This is a genomic window from Salinimonas sediminis (genome assembly GCF_003429285.1).
Classification (GTDB): domain Bacteria; phylum Pseudomonadota; class Gammaproteobacteria; order Enterobacterales; family Alteromonadaceae; genus Alteromonas; species Alteromonas indica.
This window is the reverse complement of sequence record NZ_CP031769.1, coordinates 1206757-1225536: the sequence shown is the minus strand read 5'-3', so window position 1 is coordinate 1225536 and position 18780 is coordinate 1206757. Positions and strand designations below refer to the sequence as shown.

16 protein-coding genes and 2 tRNA genes are annotated in these 18780 nt (G+C 48.5%); 10 read left to right on the top strand and 8 right to left on the bottom strand.

Going from position 1 to position 18780, the window contains the following annotated elements; genetic code table 11:
* The first annotated feature begins 52 nt into the window (after positions 1-52).
* A complete protein-coding gene (gene queC, locus D0Y50_RS05530) occupies positions 53-712 on the top strand; it encodes a 7-cyano-7-deazaguanine synthase QueC (RefSeq protein ID WP_108566501.1) in 660 nt (219 codons plus the stop codon).
* Between the two features lie 96 nt (positions 713-808).
* Here queC and D0Y50_RS05525 read toward each other — a convergent pair whose 3' ends face one another.
* From D0Y50_RS05525 to D0Y50_RS19875, 4 genes are all read right to left on the bottom strand, one after another.
* A complete protein-coding gene (locus D0Y50_RS05525) occupies positions 809-1735 on the bottom strand; it encodes a LysR family transcriptional regulator (protein ID WP_108566500.1) in 927 nt (308 codons plus the stop codon).
* 174 nt (positions 1736-1909) lie between these two features.
* Positions 1910-3925, bottom strand: a complete 2016-nt coding sequence (gene uvrB / locus D0Y50_RS05520) for an excinuclease ABC subunit UvrB (protein ID WP_108566499.1) — start codon at positions 3923-3925, stop codon at positions 1910-1912.
* A 27-nt stretch (positions 3926-3952) separates the two neighbouring features.
* Positions 3953-5317, bottom strand: coding sequence for an MATE family efflux transporter (locus D0Y50_RS05515; protein ID WP_408640677.1), 1365 nt, complete (start codon positions 5315-5317; stop codon positions 3953-3955).
* Positions 5318-5861: 544 nt separating this feature from the next.
* The gene (locus tag D0Y50_RS19875) at positions 5862-5984 is read right to left on the bottom strand and encodes a hypothetical protein (RefSeq protein WP_269748311.1); all 123 of its coding nucleotides are present in this window, start codon (positions 5982-5984) and stop codon (positions 5862-5864) included.
* Positions 5985-6351: 367 nt separating this feature from the next.
* On the opposite strand from D0Y50_RS19875, the gene D0Y50_RS05510 reads away from it, so the two are divergent.
* The 9 genes from D0Y50_RS05510 to nth all read left to right on the top strand — a co-directional run bounded on the left by D0Y50_RS05510 (position 6352) and on the right by nth (position 13712).
* Positions 6352-6428, top strand: a tRNA-Asn gene (locus D0Y50_RS05510).
* 25 nt (positions 6429-6453) lie between these two features.
* A tRNA-Asn gene (locus D0Y50_RS05505) sits at positions 6454-6530 on the top strand.
* 263 nt (positions 6531-6793) lie between these two features.
* Positions 6794-7375: an electron transport complex subunit RsxA gene (rsxA, locus tag D0Y50_RS05500; protein WP_108566498.1), complete on the top strand. Its 582-nt coding sequence runs from the start codon at positions 6794-6796 to the stop codon at positions 7373-7375.
* Entirely contained in the window at positions 7375-7944 is a 570-nt protein-coding gene (gene rsxB / locus D0Y50_RS05495) for an electron transport complex subunit RsxB (protein ID WP_108566497.1), read from the top strand. The genes rsxA and rsxB overlap by 1 nt, the downstream gene beginning before the upstream one ends.
* Before the next feature lie 2 nt (positions 7945-7946).
* Positions 7947-10631 (top strand): electron transport complex subunit RsxC, encoded by a 2685-nt coding sequence (gene rsxC / locus D0Y50_RS05490; RefSeq protein WP_117315888.1) that lies wholly within the window; start codon positions 7947-7949, stop codon positions 10629-10631.
* Positions 10632-11720: an electron transport complex subunit RsxD gene (gene rsxD / locus D0Y50_RS05485; RefSeq protein WP_117315886.1), complete on the top strand. Its 1089-nt coding sequence runs from the start codon at positions 10632-10634 to the stop codon at positions 11718-11720. It begins immediately after the preceding gene.
* Positions 11721-11726: 6 nt separating this feature from the next.
* Entirely contained in the window at positions 11727-12368 is a 642-nt protein-coding gene (rsxG, locus tag D0Y50_RS05480; protein WP_108566494.1) for an electron transport complex subunit RsxG, read from the top strand.
* 9 nt (positions 12369-12377) lie between these two features.
* Positions 12378-13070: an electron transport complex subunit E gene (locus D0Y50_RS05475; protein WP_108566493.1), complete on the top strand. Its 693-nt coding sequence runs from the start codon at positions 12378-12380 to the stop codon at positions 13068-13070.
* Between the two features lie 9 nt (positions 13071-13079).
* Positions 13080-13712, top strand: coding sequence for an endonuclease III (gene nth / locus D0Y50_RS05470; RefSeq protein WP_108566492.1), 633 nt, complete (start codon positions 13080-13082; stop codon positions 13710-13712).
* A 331-nt stretch (positions 13713-14043) separates the two neighbouring features.
* Here nth and D0Y50_RS05465 read toward each other — a convergent pair whose 3' ends face one another.
* The 4 genes from D0Y50_RS05465 to D0Y50_RS19705 are packed head-to-tail and all read right to left on the bottom strand — an operon-like array spanning position 14044 to position 18380.
* Positions 14044-15261 carry a sensor histidine kinase gene (locus D0Y50_RS05465; protein WP_232366462.1) on the bottom strand — a complete coding sequence of 406 codons (1218 nt, stop codon included), beginning with the start codon at positions 15259-15261 and terminating at the stop codon, positions 14044-14046.
* A 14-nt stretch (positions 15262-15275) separates the two neighbouring features.
* Complete coding sequence (locus tag D0Y50_RS05460; RefSeq protein WP_117315884.1) at positions 15276-15980, bottom strand: response regulator transcription factor; 705 nt, start codon at positions 15978-15980, stop codon at positions 15276-15278.
* A gap of 15 nt (positions 15981-15995) precedes the next feature.
* Positions 15996-17858 carry a TonB-dependent receptor plug domain-containing protein gene (locus D0Y50_RS05455; RefSeq protein ID WP_232366461.1) on the bottom strand — a complete coding sequence of 621 codons (1863 nt, stop codon included), beginning with the start codon at positions 17856-17858 and terminating at the stop codon, positions 15996-15998.
* A gap of 48 nt (positions 17859-17906) precedes the next feature.
* The gene (locus tag D0Y50_RS19705; protein WP_232366460.1) at positions 17907-18380 is read right to left on the bottom strand and encodes a carboxypeptidase-like regulatory domain-containing protein; all 474 of its coding nucleotides are present in this window, start codon (positions 18378-18380) and stop codon (positions 17907-17909) included.
* Positions 18381-18780: the final 400 nt, after the last annotated feature.

Here is an 18780-nt window from a genome sequence, read left to right as displayed (position 1 = left end):
TTTTACCAAGATTCGGACAAAGTTGCGGGCATTATTTGAGGATAAATTTTCCATGACTGAAAATGTTGTTGTTATCTATTCCGGTGGTATGGACTCATACACCGTGTTGCACAAAGCGCTGGCTCAGGGCAAACAGCCCTATGCACTATCTTTCGACTATGGCCAGCGCCATAAAAAGGAACTCGATTATGCGGCCAGTGTGTGTAAGCAACTAAACGTTCCACATAAAATTGTCGATATTTCAGCGATTAATAGTATTGTTGGTGGATCAGCGTTAACCAGTGACATCGATGTTCCTGAAGGCCACTATGAAGAGCCCAGCATGCAAACTACGGTGGTACCTAACCGCAACATGATTTTACTGTCACTGGCAGTAGGCTATGCGGTATCTCTCGACGCGACCAAAGTGTACTACGGGGCACATTCTGGCGATCATGCTATTTATCCTGATTGCCGCCCAGAGTTTGTAGAAAAAATGAACCAGGTATGTCACATCGCTAATTATACACCGGTGGAAATTGTTACGCCGTATCTGCACGAAAGTAAAATTGCGATTCTAACCGATGGTCTGAAAATGGGCCTGGATTATCGCCAAACCTGGACCTGCTATAACGGCCGCGAAAAGGCCTGTGGGCAATGTGGCGCCTGCCAGGAGCGACTGGAAGCTTTTGCCGAAAATAAGGTGAAGGATCCGTTGGAATATGAAGGGTAGCACGCCCTTAACCATAGCACTGCGCCCCGCGTTACCGTAGCGCAAATACGCTGCTTTGGAAGCCTGGCCCCATCACTAATAGGGGCCATACCTTTGTTACTTCTGGCTTTCTGCAATAAAGTAAGACAATTCTTTAATACAGTGTCGTAGAACAGGATTAAGCCGGGTGTTCTTTCCGTTCATCACAAATAATTCATGTTCAAAATTGAACAGGCTACCATTAGCGATAGGAACCAAGCCCAAGCTTGCGCCTTGCTCTTTGGCCATAAAATCCGGCAACAAGCCAATGTATTCACCTGTCATAACTGCCGACATCGCCGCGTCGTAGGAGTCTGAAAATGTTTGTATAGCTAAGCGGTGATCATCTTCAATATAATTGGCTGAAGACAATCCTGACAAACCAATAGCCGGATAATCTTCAATTTTTATCTCATCAGGCAGTTCGGTATCCCGGTAACGCGCCAACGTATGGGTAGGCGAACAATACAAACGGCCCTTACACTTCACCCCGATTGGGTGAAAAGTTACGGATTCAGGTTTTACCATGTCGTAGGTGGAGATAACCAAATGGCATTCGCCGGATAACGCTACATGCTCAACTTCGTTGTACAGCCGCGTTTGTATATTGACGTGAATGTCATCGAATTTCTTCATGGTACTTTTTACCGCTTTACTCACCGCCAGGTGAATAGACAGTGGCAAACCCGACATCAGTACCAAGGTGATGTGGCCCGAATAGTCGTCATGCAGCGATTTCAGATTAAACACGAAGTTATCGAACGCATTAAAAATACGTTTGGTTTCCTGAAAGACGACTTCGCCTTCTTTGGTCATCTGAAAACCGCCGCGTCCGCGGTGGCACAGTACCAAATCAAGGCGCTCTTCAAGCTTCTTAATGGCAGCACTGATATTAGGCCGCTGCATGCGCAAAACCGGCTCTGCTGCGGTAAAGCCATTACAGCTAGCTACTGCGTAAAATACACGTAAGAGTTTAATGTCCGACTCTTGTAATCGATTCAACATGAACGCACCGTTTTAGGTATAGTTATAGATACTCTAAATGCCATAATAGGCAACCCTTAGCGGGATTACAACGGGATCTTTGCAGTTTGATTAATTCATTACCCCAATCCAGAAAAAACACGCAAAACTTAAGTATTACGGCCGATACTGTTCTGCGCATTTTTTAGTAGGCTACTAAGATAATGCTACTACCTGTTTACGTAAGGTTTCCACCTCATCGCGTATCGAGGCCGCTTTTTCAAATTCCAGCTCGCGGGCCGACTCAAACATCTGTTTTTCTAATTCCGCTATACGGGCCATAAGATCGGTAGGATTGATCGTATCCTGACCTTTTTTCTTATCTCCCATTTTGCGTAAACGTACCCTGCCCGGATCGCTGTTTTTACTATCACCAAGATCCATAATATCGGTAATAGGTTTGTTCAGGCTTTGCGGGGTTACGCCATGCTCCAGATTGTACGCTTCTTGCTTTTCCCGGCGCCGGTTGGTTTCATCAATGGCTTTTTGCATTGATTTAGTAATCGTGTCGCCATACAAAATAGCTCTGCCGTTTAGATGGCGCGCGGCACGTCCGATAGTCTGTATCAAAGAGCGCTCGGCACGCAAGAAGCCTTCTTTATCTGCATCAAGAATCGCCACCAGCGAAACTTCCGGCATATCCAGACCTTCACGTAATAGGTTTATGCCGACCAATACATCGAATTTACCCAACCGCAAATCGCGGATAATTTCCATCCGTTCTACCGTATCGATATCTGAATGCAGATAACGCACTTTCACGCCGTGTTCGTTGAGGTATTCACTTAAATCTTCTGCCATACGCTTGGTCAGTGTAGTAATAAGCACCCGCTCATCTACTTCAACCCGTTTATGGATTTCGGATAATACATCATCCACCTGCGTGGCGACCGGGCGAACCTCAATTTCCGGATCCAGCAAGCCCGTGGGACGAACTACCTGCTCGACAATATCGTTATCGCATTTTTGTAGCTCATAGTTACCTGGCGTAGCTGAAACGTATACTGTCTGTGGGCAAATTTGCTCAAACTCATCAAATTTCAAGGGCCGGTTGTCTAACGCTGAAGGCAACCGGAAACCATATTCAACTAACGTTTCTTTGCGCGATCGATCGCCCTTGTACATTGCGCCAACTTGAGACACCGTAACGTGAGACTCATCAATAAACATCAGTCCATCGGCTGGAAAATAGTCCAGTAGGGTTGGCGGCGGCTCGCCCGGCGCGCGGCCCGACAGATAACGCGAGTAGTTCTCGATACCTGAGCAATAGCCTAACTCCAGCATCATTTCCACATCAAATTGCGTGCGCTGAGAAATCCGCTGTTCTTCGAGTAACTTGTTGACGCTTTTTAGCTGATCTTTGCGATCTTTCAGTTCTTCTTTGATTTTTTCAATGGCATCAAGAATTTTTTCACGGGGGGTGACATAGTGAGTTTTAGGAAACACCGTGGCCCGCACTACGCGTTTTTCCACCTCGCCAGTAAGCGGGTCGAATAAGCTAATGTTATCAATCTCATCGTCAAATAATTCTACCCGTACCGCCTGTTTCTCAGAATCGGCAGGAAAAATATCGATGACATCGCCACGCACCCGGAAGTTGCCTCGCTCAAAAGCAATGTCGTTACGGCTGTACTGCAACTCAGCTAACCGGCGCAATATATCTCGCTGGTCCATCGTGTCGCCTTTACGCAAATGCAACAGCATTTTCATATAAGATTCAGGATCGCCCAGCCCGTATATAGCCGATACACTGGCGACGATAACTACATCTCGTCGCTCCATCAGCGCTTTGGTCGCCGATAAGCGCATTTGCTCTATATGTTCATTAATCGACGAATCCTTTTCAATAAAGGTATCGGTACTCGGAACATATGCCTCGGGCTGGTAGTAATCGTAGTAAGATACAAAGTATTCCACCGCATTATTAGGGAAAAATTCCTTCATTTCGCCATATAACTGGGCAGCCAGCGTCTTGTTGTGAGCCAGAATCAAGGTTGGCCGTTGTACCGAGGCGATAACATTTGCCATGGTAAAGGTTTTACCAGATCCGGTAACTCCCAGCAGCGTCTGCGCCACGAGTCCGCTATCCAGCCCATCAATTAACGAGGCAATGGCTTTGGGCTGATCGCCGGATGGCTGGTATTTTGAGACTAATTCGAAACCTCGACTCATGGTATAAACATTCCCCCGCGTAACGCGTTACAAAGTGTTTCGGTGTTTTTTGAGCATATGCTTGAAGGTCAGATACGAAGCAGCGGCCATAAGCACATTTGCCACTACATTTCCCCAGAACAAACCAGGCAAATCAAACAGTATACTGCCTATGTAAGAAACTGGTACGAACAAAACAAACAGACGGATGATACTGAGCACCAATGCCGTCATAGGCTGATGCATAGCATTAAGCGATGAGTTAGTTAAAATAATCACCCCCTGCATGCCGTAACCTAATGGCACCACCGCCAAGAACAGTTTGATGAGTTTGGCCACTTCCTGTTCATTCGCAAAGGCCTGCGCTATCCAATGTGAAGCCGCCCACAAGGCGGCAAACACCACCACTTGCCAAATAAGGATAAATTTAAGCGCTACAGCATACGCCTGCTCAACCCGATCGTATAAATTGGCCCCAACATTTTGACTGATAATGGGTGGCAGCGTCATTGATAGCGCCAACACTACAATACTGGCAATAGATTCGAGCCGATTACCCACGCCCCAGGCCGCTACTGCTTCAGCACCATAGGTGGCTACCACCGCAGTCATTACCGCCCCGGCGATGGGCGTTAACATGTTGGCCCCGGCGGCGGGCAGACCAATTCGCATGACTTCGCGGGCGCTACGCTTAAATTCCGCAAGGTTAAGCAACCGTGGAATCATTAACTCACGGCGCACCGCCAGTAACCAGATTATCCAGGCCGCGCCGAATATCCACGCAATAAAGGTGGCCACGGCCGCGCCCTGGATCCCCATCGCAGGGATGGGCCCCCAGCCGAAAATAAAAATAGGATCCATTGCCGCATTCAGCGCGCCACCACCCGCCATAATAATACTGGGCGTACGGGTATCGCCGCAGGCTCGCAGCACACTATTGCCCACCATGGGTAAGCTTAAAAATACGCTTGATAAGTACCACACAGACATATAGTCACGAATATAGGGCATCAAGGCATCGCTGGCATTTAAATAGTGAAAAATAGGATCTATCAGGGCATAGCCCAGGGCCGCCAGAGAACCCACCAGTAATACCGATAACATCAGTGAGCCGGTAGCATACAGTTTGGAATCATTAACCGCGCCTGCCCCCTGCAATTTACCAATAATGGCTGATGTACCTATCCCTAATCCTATATTTAGACTGATTACCGTAAACGTCACCGGAAACGTAAAACTGATCGCTGCAAGCTGTTCGGTCCCCAGCATACTCACAAACAGGGTGTCGACTAGCCCGAAGCTCATCATCATCACCATGCCTACTATCATCGGTATGGTCATCCGGCGTAAGGTTTCGGCAATAGGTCCCTGGGTCAGGTTGGTATTTCGAACACGTACGGCAGCTTTATTCACTTTGCTCTCAGGTTTGGAAAAACTGGCATTATTACACCCTACTCATTACAAGTTTGAAACCGCTATTCGGCAAGCGCCCTATTTTTAACTGCCATTTAAACTAAAACTTTTATTTTTACCTTGATTGGCTGCACGTAATAGCATGGTCCCCTCCTGGCGCTCATGCGAAAGTCGTAATAATTTCACTTAGCCTTGCTCCAAACGACATTTGGTTATAAAAACACAATTTTTTGTAAATGAAAGGAATCTTATTCAGTAGTCATAAAAATGACAGTGAAGTGACAAACAAATGACACAGCTTAACGCGGCGTTAAGCTCAATTTGTGATGGCAGATGACCTTATTGACTATACCGTACACGTAAACTTTATGTAAAAATTCTCGCTTTAATCCGCAAAGTTGCGTGTTGTATACAGATTGCGCGGTGAATTAACACACAAGCTAAAGATTGTCCAACAGATCAAAAGACGATCTTTCCCAGGATCAATATTATTTGCGTATCTTATTGATTTTAAAAAACCAATTTTCAGATCCCATTTTCCCAACTAAATATTGACAAAGCGTGGATCGGCGATTACTCGGTTATTCAGGCGGTCTATCAACATAGTTATCCACAGTTTTAGTGGATAACTGTCTAAAGACCAGTATTGGCGGGATTTATTTCCCATTCCTGCGTCCTTTAGGTAAGTGAAGACTAACCTTTTACCCTACATAGAGTGGTTACACATTTATTAAACACTGTACATAATAACAGTATTCCAGCATTCTTTAATAGTATTTTATTATCCACAGTCATCGTTTGGTTATAAGGATACATTTTGTTATTTTCACTGTTTAAACCAGTTAAAAAAAATAAAGGACTATCATACGTTAGCTTTATCGTTTAAAAATTAAGCATGATTTTCTGGTGGTTGAGTCAATTTTGAACTAAAACCGCTAAAAAAGTTACTTTTTGAGCAATCGGTAATTTTTTTTATTAAGTTAGTTGACAGGCAAGAGGTTGGTCTTTAATATTCGCCTCCGTTGAAAAGCTGTTCCCCCTTAGCTCAGTTGGTTAGAGCGACGGACTGTTAATCCGCAGGTCCCCCGTTCGAGTCGGGGAGGGGGAGCCAACTTTTCACCGTTTAAGACTTGTGTTCCCCCTTAGCTCAGTTGGTTAGAGCGACGGACTGTTAATCCGCAGGTCCCCCGTTCGAGTCGGGGAGGGGGAGCCAACTTGTCTTACACTCGCATTTTATAGGCTATCTGCCTTACTCTTCTCAGTAATTCTTCAGTACCCGTTTTTAAATTCTCTTCGATTTTTCACTATTTTCATCAAGTTACCCGTTTATCAGGGAATAACCTTAGTCTTATCAAGTTGTTAATCGCGGCGCAAACAGCGATAATAGTACCCATTTCGGAATAGCCGAAAAAGCACAGTCCATTATTAACTGGAATAATTCAGATTTAGCGACAGCACGGGGCGATAGTAAATAACATGACCGACTTTTTACTTCTGCTGGTAGGTACGGTACTGGTAAATAATTTTGTGCTGGTAAAGTTTCTGGGACTCTGCCCGTTTATGGGGGTATCGAGTAAGCTGGAAACTGCTATTGGCATGTCTATGGCGACGACCTTCGTGCTTACACTTGCCTCGGTGTCCAGCTACCTGGTGGAAACCTATATATTACAGCCCCTTGGTTTGGGCTATTTGCGGACCCTGGCTTTTATTCTGGTAATTGCCGTGGTAGTGCAGTTTACCGAAATGGTAGTGCATAAAACCAGCCCCACCCTGTATCGTTTATTGGGCATCTTTTTACCGTTAATTACCACCAATTGTGCGGTGCTGGGGGTGGCCTTGCTTAACCTAACTGAGCAACATAATTTTATGCAAAGTCTGATCTACGGTTTTGGTGCCGCGGTTGGATTTTCGTTAGTGCTTATCTTGTTTGCCGCCATGCGTGAACGGTTAGCCGCGGCCGATGTGCCAGCGCCATTTAAAGGGGCTTCCATAGCAATGGTAACCGCTGGGCTAATGTCGTTAGCGTTCATGGGGTTCAGCGGATTGGTGAAAATGTAATGAGTATGACAGTTGCGCTAATTGCTATCGGGTTGTTAGCCCTTATTTTTGGTTTGGTACTTGGCTATGCGAGTATTCGCTTCAAAGTGGAAGGCGACCCGCTGGTAGACCAAATTGACGAGATATTGCCACAAACCCAGTGCGGACAGTGTGGCTATCCAGGTTGCCGGCCCTATGCGCAGGCAATTGCTGATGGCGATGAAATTAATAAGTGCCCGCCAGGCGGCGAGTCGACGATCAAAAAGCTGGCCGACTTAATGGGGGTTGAGCCCAAACCCCTGGATGCTGCCCACGGTGAAGAAGACACTAAAAAAGTGGCGTTTATCCGGGAAGACGAATGTATTGGATGTACTAAGTGTATCCAGGCGTGCCCGGTAGATGCCATTTTAGGTGCGGCAAAGCATATGCACACCGTTATAGTAGAAGAATGCACTGGATGTGATTTGTGCGTGGACCCTTGCCCGGTAGACTGCATAGATATGGTGCCGGTCGAGCCTACCCCCGCTTCCTGGACCTGGGATTTTACCCAGACAGAACAGGGCGATATCCCGATTAAAATGGTGTCGTAGTGATGTATCCTGATTATGATACGGTTGTAGAAAAACTGGCAACTGGTAAGCGTTATCTGTTTCCTGGTGGGGTCCACCCACAAGATCGTAAACAACTGTCAAATCAGTCTGCGATCAGTCGCCCCGCCCTACCCGACGAGCTTATCGTTCCAGTTCGCCAGCATATAGGCACACAAGGCCGTTTAAGTATTGCGGTAGGCGACTATGTAAAAAAAGGTCAGCCCCTCACCAGTAGCGCTCATCCTTTTGCTATTCCGGTACACGCGCCTACTTCGGGCACTATCCTGGCGATAAGTGACCGCGTTGTTGCTCATCCTAGTGGGTTAAGCGAACTCACCATCACCCTGATCCCCGATGGGTTGGAGAGTTGGTACCCATTGCAGCCACTGGCACAATACAAAGATTTGCCACCGGCGCAGGTGGTGGAGGCGCTATGTGATGCGGGTATTTCCGGTATGGGTGGTGCTGGTTTTCCTACCCACATTAAGGCTGCTGGCTCAAAAACCATTGAGTTTATGATCATCAATGGGGCGGAATGCGAGCCCTATATTACTGCCGATGATCGGTTAATGCGCGAGCATGCGTGGCAGGTGCGCCAGGGGATTGATGTACTACAACATCTTATTGCTCCTAAAATGGTGTTGGTGGCGGTTGAAGATAATAAACCCGAAGCCATAAAAGCTTTGCGTATTGCCTGTCAGGACAAGCCCGGTATTCAAGTGGTAAGTGTTGAAACCAAGTACCCTGCTGGCGGCGAAAAACAGCTCATTCAAACTTTGACGGGCCGGGAAGTACCTCGTGAAGGTTTACCCGCCGATATTGGTATTGTGATGTTCAACGTGGGTACCTGTTATGCGGTGGCTGATGCGGTCTTCCAGGGAAAACCTCTTATTGAACGAGTGGTTACCCTAACTGGTGAAGCACTGGACGCGCCGCAAAATGTATGGGCTTTAGTGGGCACCCCGGTAAATCATTTACTCGGGTATGCCGGTTATAACGCGCGTAAACAACAACTGCCTCAAGTGATTATGGGCGGCCCGATGATGGGCTTTACGTTAAATGATGCCCAGGTACCGGTAGTGAAGATTACCAACTGTATTCTAGTGCCTGCCGATGGCGAGCTTACCCAGGGGGAAGATGAGCGCGCCTGTATTCGTTGTAGCGCCTGTGCGGACGCTTGCCCGGCCAGCTTATTACCCCAACAGCTCTACTGGCATGCCAAAGCAGCCGAATACGAAAAAGCCGAAGAATATGACCTGTTTGACTGCATTGAATGTGGTGCCTGTGCCTATGTGTGCCCGAGTGAAATTCCATTAGTTCATTATTACCGTCAAGCAAAGTCCTCTATTCGCCTGGAACGCGACGAAAAAGCCAAAGCAGAAAAAGCCAAAGAGCGTTTTGAAGCACGAAAAGCGCGCTTGGAACGAGAAAAGTTGGAGCGCGAAGAAAAGCATCGCAAGGCAAAAGAAGCTCGGGCAGCAGCCTCGTCATCAGCTTCTGCCAGGCCAACCGCGTCTGCTAGCGCCGCCACCCAAGCCAACAGCGCGGCGGCTACCGATAGCGCTCCGAAAGACCGCGTGGCGGCCGTCCTGGCGCGGGCTAAAGCCAAAAAGGCCGCGCAGCAACAAGCGGCTTCGCCCGCCCCGGATAACAATACACCAGCAGCGGAGCCTGGCGCGTCGCAGGCAGTTAACCAACAGCCGGATAATTCAAACGCCCCTGCCGGTGATAGTAATCAGCCAGTAGACGACAAAAAAGCCAAAGTCGCCGCCGCCGTGGCCCGGGCCAAAGCCAAAAAGGCCGCACAGCAGGGTGATATAAGCGACGCTGCAGGTGATAGCAACCTGCCAGAGGACGGCCCCACGGACGACAAGAAAGCCAAAGTCGCCGCCGCCGTGGCCCGGGCTAAAGCCAAAAAGGCCGCGCTGCAACAAGCGGCTTCGCCCGCCCCGGATAACAATACACCGGCCGCCGAGCTTGGCGCGTCGCAGACAGTTAACCAACAGCCGGATAATTCAAACGCCCCTGCAGGTGATAGCAATCAGCCAGTAGACGATAAAAAAGCCAAAGTGGCCGCTGCCGTGGCCCGGGCCAAAGCCAAAAAGGCCGCACAGCAACAAGCGGCTTCGCCCGCCCCGGATAACAATACACCGGCCGCCGAGCCTGGCGCATCGCAGGCAGTTAACCAACAGCCGGATAATTCAAACGCCCCTGCCGGTGATAGCAATCAGCCAGTAGACGACAAAAAAGCCAAAGTCGCCGCCGCCGTGGCCCGGGCCAAAGCCAAAAAGGCCGCACAGCAACAAGCGGCTTCGCCCGCCCCGGATAACAATACACCGGCCGCCGAGCCTGGCGCATCGCAGGCAGTTGAGCAACAGCAGGAGGCGTCCAGCGCCCCTGCAGATGATAGCCAGGCTCCAGCAGATGATAACCACACGTCAGGGGATGGGGCAGCGGATAACGCCACACAAAAACAACAGCGTATCGCCGCAGCCATTGCGAAAGCGAAGGCGAAAAAAGCGGCGAAAGACAATGCCGGTGAAGTACCACCAGCGGCGCCGCCCCACGCTGACACAGCCAAACTGGATGCTCAACAGCAAAAGCAGCAGCGTATCGCCGCGGCGGTGGCAAAAGCAAAAGCGAAAAAAGCGGCTCGCGACAATACGCCCGACGAGAATAATCAATAAATGAAATTATATTTAAGCAGCTCGCCCCATCAGCGCGTTAAGCGTGATACCAGCCAGGTTATGCGTTTGGTCATCTATGCCATGCTACCGGCGATGATCTTGCAGATAGTATTATTTGGCTGGGGGTTAGTCTTTCAGGCCGGTATAGCGGTATTGACAGCAGTCTTAACAGAAGGTGGCATACTTTTACTGAGACAAAAACGTGTTGAACGCTCATTGGCTGATTTCAGCGCCGTACTGACAGCGCTACTATTGGCGGTAAGCTTACCTCCCACCCTCCCCTGGTGGATGACAGTTATCGGTACTTTCAGTGCCATTGCTATCGCTAAACAGCTTTATGGTGGTCTGGGTTTTAATATGTTTAATCCCGCCATGATTGGCTATGTCGTGCTACTTATCTCTTTCCCGGTAGCCATGACTATGTGGCTACCGCCAGTGGCGATGATGGCCGACCCGTTAACCTTCAGCGATACTGCGCGGCTTATTTTTACCGGCTATACCAGCGCCGGTTTTGATATTACCCAGATTAGAAGTGTCAGCGATGGCGTCACCATGGCGACCCCTTTAGATGCGGTGAAAACCGGTTTGGCTGAAGGGCGCACTTATTCCGAAGCACTGACGCAAGATATTTTTACTGGCGCATTTGCTTCTAGTGCGGGCGCCGGCTGGGCATGGTTAAGTCTGGCCTATTTGGCTGGCGGTCTGGGATTACTGGCATTACGGGTTATTAACTGGCATATACCGGTGGCAATGATAGCCAGTGTTGCTCTGGTACCCGGCCTGCTACACATAAGTGACATGGATTACTATGCATCGCCGCTCTTTCATTTGGTGAACGGTAGCGTATTAATTGGCGCATTCTTTATCGCTACCGATCCGGTATCGGCTTCTACCACTAATCGTGGCCGCCTTATTTTTGGTGCCGCGATCGGCTTTTGGATAGTGATCATTCGCACATTTGGTGGTTATCCTGATGCGGTGGCCTTTGCGGTTATTATTATGAACATGGCCGTGCCGTTAATTGACTACTATACCCGCCCGCGTACCTATGGGCATGGGCGTAAAAAGTCTCAGGCCCAAAAGAGATAGCCTGTTATGTTTAAAACAATTTCAAAAAATGGTTTGATGCTAACTGTTTTTGCACTGGTTACCACAGCGCTTATAAGCCTGACCTTTATTGGCACGAAAGACCGGATTGCAGAGCAACAACGCCAACGGTTATTGAGCGTGCTAAACGAGGTGGTACCAGCCTCGTACTATAACAATACGTTGTACAAGGACTGTGCAGTGGTACAGGACGCCGCCCTGGGAAATACCCAGCCGCATCGCGTATACCGGGCGCGACAAAATAATAAGCCGGTAGCCCTTGCCATCCAAACTACCGCACCAAACGGCTATAGCGGCGACATTAACTTGGTGGTGGGAGTGACCAGCGATCTTACTGTGTTGGGGGTGCGTGCCGTAGAGCATAAAGAAACCCCCGGGCTGGGCGATAAAATTGAGCTTGCAGTGAGTGATTGGATTCTATCTTTTTCTGGCAAGTCCTTTGATACCACGCAACAAAATGCCTGGCAGGTTAAAAAGGATGGCGGCCAATTTGATCAGTTTACCGGTGCTACCATTACCCCACGGGCGGTGGTGGATCGGGTGCGCCAAACATTGCTCTATATAGAACAAAACCAGCAACGTTTATTCAGCCAGCAAGCAAACTGTTATACTCGCGCAAACCAGCGCTAAGAGGTAATAATGAGTCAATATCAGGATTTAGCCTTTGAAGGCATGTGGAAAAATAACCCGGCACTGGTGCAATTATTAGGTTTATGCCCGCTGTTGGCTGTAACCGCTACGGTTATTAACGGCCTGGGACTGGGCCTGGCTACCACCGCGGTACTTATTGGGTCGAATATAACGGTGTCGCTGGTGCGCAATATCGTGCGCAGTGAAATTCGTATCCCCGTATTTGTTATGATTATTGCCGCCTTTGTTACCATCATTCAGTTGCTTATGAATGCTTTTACCTATGAACTTTATTTAGCGCTGGGCATTTTTATCCCCCTAATTGTAACCAATTGCGCAATTATTGGCCGCGCCGAAGCCTTTGCGTCTAAAAACTCGGTATTACCTGCCGCTTTCGATGGTTTGATGATGGGCGCTGGATTTACCGCTGTGTTGATGCTGCTAGGTGGGATGCGTGAAGTACTTGGTTCCGGTACTTTACTGGCAGGGGCCGACAGATTATTCGGCCCGGTGGCAACTAACTGGCCTATTCAGATATTTAGCGCTGAACAACCATTTCTGCTGGCCATTTTGCCGCCAGGCGCCTTTATAGGAATGGGCTTACTCATTGCCGCCAAAAATATGCTGGATAACCGAGCCGCTACCAAACAGGCTACGGCTACTGAAAAAGTCACCCGCATTCGGGTTACCGCTGAAAGTTGATACTCTGATATGAATAATACAAAACGCCGAGAAATATTGGGCCGCCTGCAAGCCGCTAATCCTCACCCCAAAACGGAGCTAAATTACACTAGCCCGTTTGAACTGTTAGTGGCAGTAACCCTTTCTGCGCAATCAACCGATGTCGGCGTGAATAAGGCAACCGACAAATTATTCCCGGTGGCAAATACCCCGCAGGCTATCTGGGAGTTGGGCGTAGAGGGTTTGAAGCAATATATTAAGACTATCGGCTTATACAATGCCAAGGCAGAAAACGTCCATAAAATGTGCGCCATTCTTATTGAACAACATGCTGGCGAGGTTCCGGAAAACCGCGAAGCACTTGAAGCACTTCCTGGAGTGGGCCGCAAGACAGCTAATGTGGTACTGAATACCGCCTTCGGCTGGCCTACGATTGCTGTAGACACCCATATCTTTCGGGTCTCCAACCGCACCAAACTGGCAGTTGGTAAAAATGTCGACCAGGTTGAACAGAAGCTACTTAAGGTTGTACCCAAAGAATTTAAAGTCGATGTGCATCATTGGCTGATTTTACACGGCAGATATACCTGCATCGCCCGCAAGCCCCGTTGTGGTTCGTGTATTATTGAAGATTTGTGTGAGTTTAAGGATAAAACTGATTAAGCGCCTGTCTCAACTTAACACGAAGCCGTTAATTGTATTGCACATAGTCGCCTAAAAGCACGAAGACGATGAATACATCAGTTGCATTACAAGCAGTGGTTTAAGCTTGTGACCCCTTCCCGGCGCGACACGATTGTATGACTACTGTGAATGCGCTCCGACCAAATCAGCTATCTCGGCTATAAAAAACACGGGCGATATACCATAACGTGCAACTAACCATGAGTATTATTTCGTCTGCCCATAGCTATCATTATTTATGATAGCTATTCAGTGCATCTTAAACATTATTGAAATTAGTGTTCTTGAGCTGTGGGGAAAGCCATCTCAATTACCAGGATAAGCGGGCAATGACATGCTTTTCATCAACATGTAACGAAAATAGCCACCCATTTCGCTCGCACAATCGTTGCACGATACCCAACCCCAAACCATATCCATGAGATAGCGTAACATCTGGCTGGAAGACGTCCTCGACAGTGTCGCCGCCCAACTGATTAGTAACTAACAACTCGCGCGGGTAGATACGTATTGAGATTGGTCCCTGACCACCAAGCGTATGCTCAAACGCATTTCTCACCAGGTTATTGACCGCAATTGAAAATGCCTGTGGGTGTCCGCGAACTGTGGGATTGGCCAGTTCGTCAATATTGACATCAAGGTATTTACCACGAAGCAGATAGCGTTGCTGCTCCATTGCTTTGCTTACTAAGGGTATAACCAAAAATTGTTCGTCATACCAACCGTCGTCCGTTTCACGAGCTAGGCATAAAAACATTTCAATCATCGTTTTCATATCGTGCGTGGCCCGTGCGACCCGATTTAACGCTTTTATATCAGCCAGCGATAAATCGCTTTGTTCCAAGATCTCAAGGGCGCCCATAATGACTGTAATGGGCGTTCGTAACTCATGACTGGCGGAGTTGGTAAAATACCGCTCTCTCTCGACAAACGCACTAATGCGTTCAAAAGTCACTTCAATTGTTCCAGCCAGCAAACCAACTTCATCATCTCCGAACCGACTCGCCTCTATGCGTTTTCGATCTTCCGCCGAAAGTTTTTCCGGATCGATATCAGCCACTGCTTTGGCAAGCTGCACAACCGGGGCGATAGCCCTGCGCATAACAAAAACGCCCAACCCAAAGCCCAGAAAACCTAACGTACCGACAACCCCAGATATAACCAAGAGTAACCACCAATCTTCTGAAGACGCGGCCTCAATACCCGCTACATCAAAGACCACATAGGCACGCTGCATTTCATTTTCGGCGGGTATTACCGCGACATGGAATTCTTCGGCACTGAATTCATACATTCCTTCCTCAGGGTGTGTTTGCGCCCACCCTCTCAGGGATTCAGGTAAGCTACTAATCTCAGTATAGCCACGCAGGTTCGTTGTTAAAGAGGGGTAGCTGTCGGCGGCTACTTGCAACTGTTGCATCATCACCCGGTCTTCGCTCAACCGGATTGCAGCAAAGAAAGCCACGCCCCAGGCGACGCTAAGTACCGCAACACATAACGCAAACGCAATGGCAACACGTGTGCGCAAACCGTACCGGTACACTAGGGTGCATCCTCTGCAATTCGGTATCCTATGCGGTGTACAGTGTGGATAAGTGCACGCTTAAATGGCTTATCTATAGCCTGTCTGAGCTTATACATATGGGAGCGCAGCGCGTCACCATCGGGGTGCTCATCGGCCCATAACAACGTCTCTAAATCATGGCGGTACACCACGGCGGGAGCCTTTTCCATCAGTCGTCGCAGCAGCTTCATACAAGCAGGCGAGAGTTCGAGGTGCCGGCCCGCCCGATGAACTTGCAGCGTAGCCGTGTTAAAACTTAGATCGCCCACAGTTAACTGGGCGCTAGCGCTACCGTTACTACGTTTACACAGTGCTTGCAGACGCGCATGTAACTCCTGTAGTGCAAATGGCTTGACCAAATAGTCATCGGCTCCCACCTCAAAGCCCTTAAGTTTATCCTCCAGTGTGTCTCTTGCGGTTAGCATAAGCACAGGTGTTTGAATGCTCGCGTCAGTGCGCAAGTTTTGGCAAAAACATAGACCATCCATCCTTGGAAGCATCAAATCCAATACAATAACATCGTACGAATTTGTCGAAGCCAGATGCATAGCGCTAATACCGTCGTACGCGAAATCCAGTATGTAGTTATACTTTTCCAGGTAGGCGGCAATGTTTTCGCATATATCGCGATTGTCTTCGACAATCAGCGCGCTTACCGGCATAGCACCAAAAGCATCTATCATCTGTGGGTTGGTTCCTTACCAAGCATAATCCAGGCGCAGTCCAATCAATGGCTCGGCCTCGCTTTCGTCTTTCACTTCAACTCCTCGGCGGTAATCAAATTCGGCCTCATCACTTGATGATGCTGCCGTGACGTTGATGACATCGAGAAAGGCTGTGATATCTACGGGGCCAAACGCGCGCCGATAGTCAACACGGACGTTCACCAAACTGGAACCACTTTTACGCCCGATATTACGCTTAATAATCTCTTTGGAATAGCGCAAAGGTTCGCCTGGCCCCAGTACATCTGCATGAATAATATATTCATCGTCTGGTCTGCCAGACAGATACTTATAGCGTCCCGCGATCTTCCAGCGATCACTGATTTCCCAAGTCAAACCTAGAGTGGCGACATGTTCTCGACTAAACGCAGCCGCCATATAACCGCGGCCGTCTTGGCGGTCAATTTCAGCATCATTATAAGAATAGGTTACCGTAGCATAAAGGCCTTCACGTATTGTGCCGTTAGCTACGATATCCACACCGTACGAGGTGCCGTCACCACTATTGGCAAAGGTACCATTTGTCCTATCCAGGTCTACCACCAAATCGTCGAGATTTTGATAATACGCCTCAGTCAACACCGACCACTTATTGCTCGGAAAATATTTTAAACCGAGACTAAAATGGGTGGTTTTTTCTGTTTTGAGGGTGTTTGTCTCATTAGCGGCAAGCTCTAAATACCGCGGCGACTGATGGAACAGGCCCGCGGTGGCGAAATATTTAACCTGCTTACCTGGCTGCCAGTTCACACTGAACCGAGGCGACGCGAAACTTTCGTCGGCAAAGCCATCCCGCTCCACGCGTAAGCCAGTGCTAAAGTCCCAATCAGCGACTTCAAAAACTTGATCTATATAGCCGGCATAACTCATTTTTTTCTGCTTTATTGACGCATTAATATATTCAGGGGTAAGCACAATAAACTGCTGATCGGCGTCTGGCCTTAAATCGTCATTATCGTAAACAAACCGGGTCCAGTTGCCCTGTAATACCGTATGGTAATCAAGTTCAATTTGCGTCAACCTCACCCCGCCGGAGACCTGTCCCCATCGATTCATGGTTTCAAAGTCACTTCGCCATCCTATTTCGGTCTCCCCCTCCCCAATAGTCAGAATATCTTCGCGTACAGGAAAGCTTGAGGCCGGCGAACCTGCAGGTACAAGATCCGGAAAAGCTTCACCCTCAGAACTTATCTTGTCGCTTTTTCGGTAGTAAATCTTGTTAGTCCAGATACTATATTCACCAACCAAAGACCGTAATGTCAGTCCATATAAGTCGCTGTCCTGAACTGAATCTTGCAGCCCGGCATCTTCGAAATTGGGCGATTCGAAAACATGAGTAACATCACGTGTATATTCTTCGTGCGTATCCATTAGCAGAACTTCAAAGGTATTACGTTGATCGACAGGTATAACCGACTTTACGATGACATCCCGCAAAACAGGCTCTCCTATATCCAGTTCTTCAATCGTTTCAAACAAAGCGCCGAAGTCCAGACGCCGGGCAGAAACAAGTAAAGTCGCATCTTCGCTGTTAGCAAGAGGGCCATCGTACCCAACTTCGTACCCGGCTAGGTCGTAACGAAAACTTGCAGAGGGACTTGGATTACCCTCAGCGACGTCCAATTTAAGTAGTGATGCAGCCCGGCCGCCATACGCAGGGCCCCATCCCCCCGGTGAGAATTCAGCTCCCCCGATAACATTCGGCGCGAAAATAGAGAAACGTCCCCCTCCGCCAACATCCTCCTCTTCGCCCAATGTGGCGTCAAAATGAACCGCTTTATCAAAGGGAAAGTCATCAACCAGTAGCAGGTTATCTCTTGGCCCCCGGCCGCGCACGCTAAAGCTAGCGAATTCACTGGCAGATGCCAGGCCCGGTAATCCATCTTACGAAAGTAGTGGGTCTGCGCCCCCTCCGACCGCACTACGCAGCGCATCTCTGTCGAGGTAGGTGCTCGAAGCTGATGCAAATCTATCTACCTGCTTCCCCAGGACTACTATATTCTCAACTTCGACTTCCTCAAGCTGGAATACTATCTTGATATTCTTTCGGGTAACTACGCGTACACTTGGTTGAGTTACTGAGGCAAACCCGCTTTTAACCGCGCTTATCGAATAAAGACCTGGATCAAGCGACGTAACAACAATTCGACCTTGGGCGTCAGTGTTTAACTGTTTGACGGCCGAGGTTTCACGCTCCTTCAGGGTGATTTGCACGTTGGAAAGTGGCCGCTCAGTGAGCCTATCTTTAACTATGATACTCAGTGCGCCGGGTGCTTCCGCTGCGTGGGTAATAAATGGAAGGCTAATCAAGAGTGCCCATATAACCAACCATAGCCTCGGTCCGGATAGCCTATTCATATTGTCCTGCCTTGCACAATTGCCGCGATACTGCGCTCGATAGCACACCCATATTACTTCCCCCCACATTGACTGAATTTATTTGAACGATAGGAGAGTAGCAAAACCAATGTGACCAAAATGTCACCGCGATGGGAGTGATATAGACAGGCCAAGACGCAAAAAAGCTTTAACTCATTTATATACCAGCAGTACAACCCTGTTTTTTGTATGTCACATGAGCAGTATTGCGAAAAATGCGTAAGCGAGGATGTGGTTATATACTTAACTTTTCATCTATCGGTGGCTCGGGTTGACGGAGCAGCCGTCTATTGTGCAACAAAGTATGGGGTAAGGGGTTCGCAGAAAGTCTTGCAATGAACGTCGCACATTTTGCAATTGCTGCCACCAATGTAGAGTT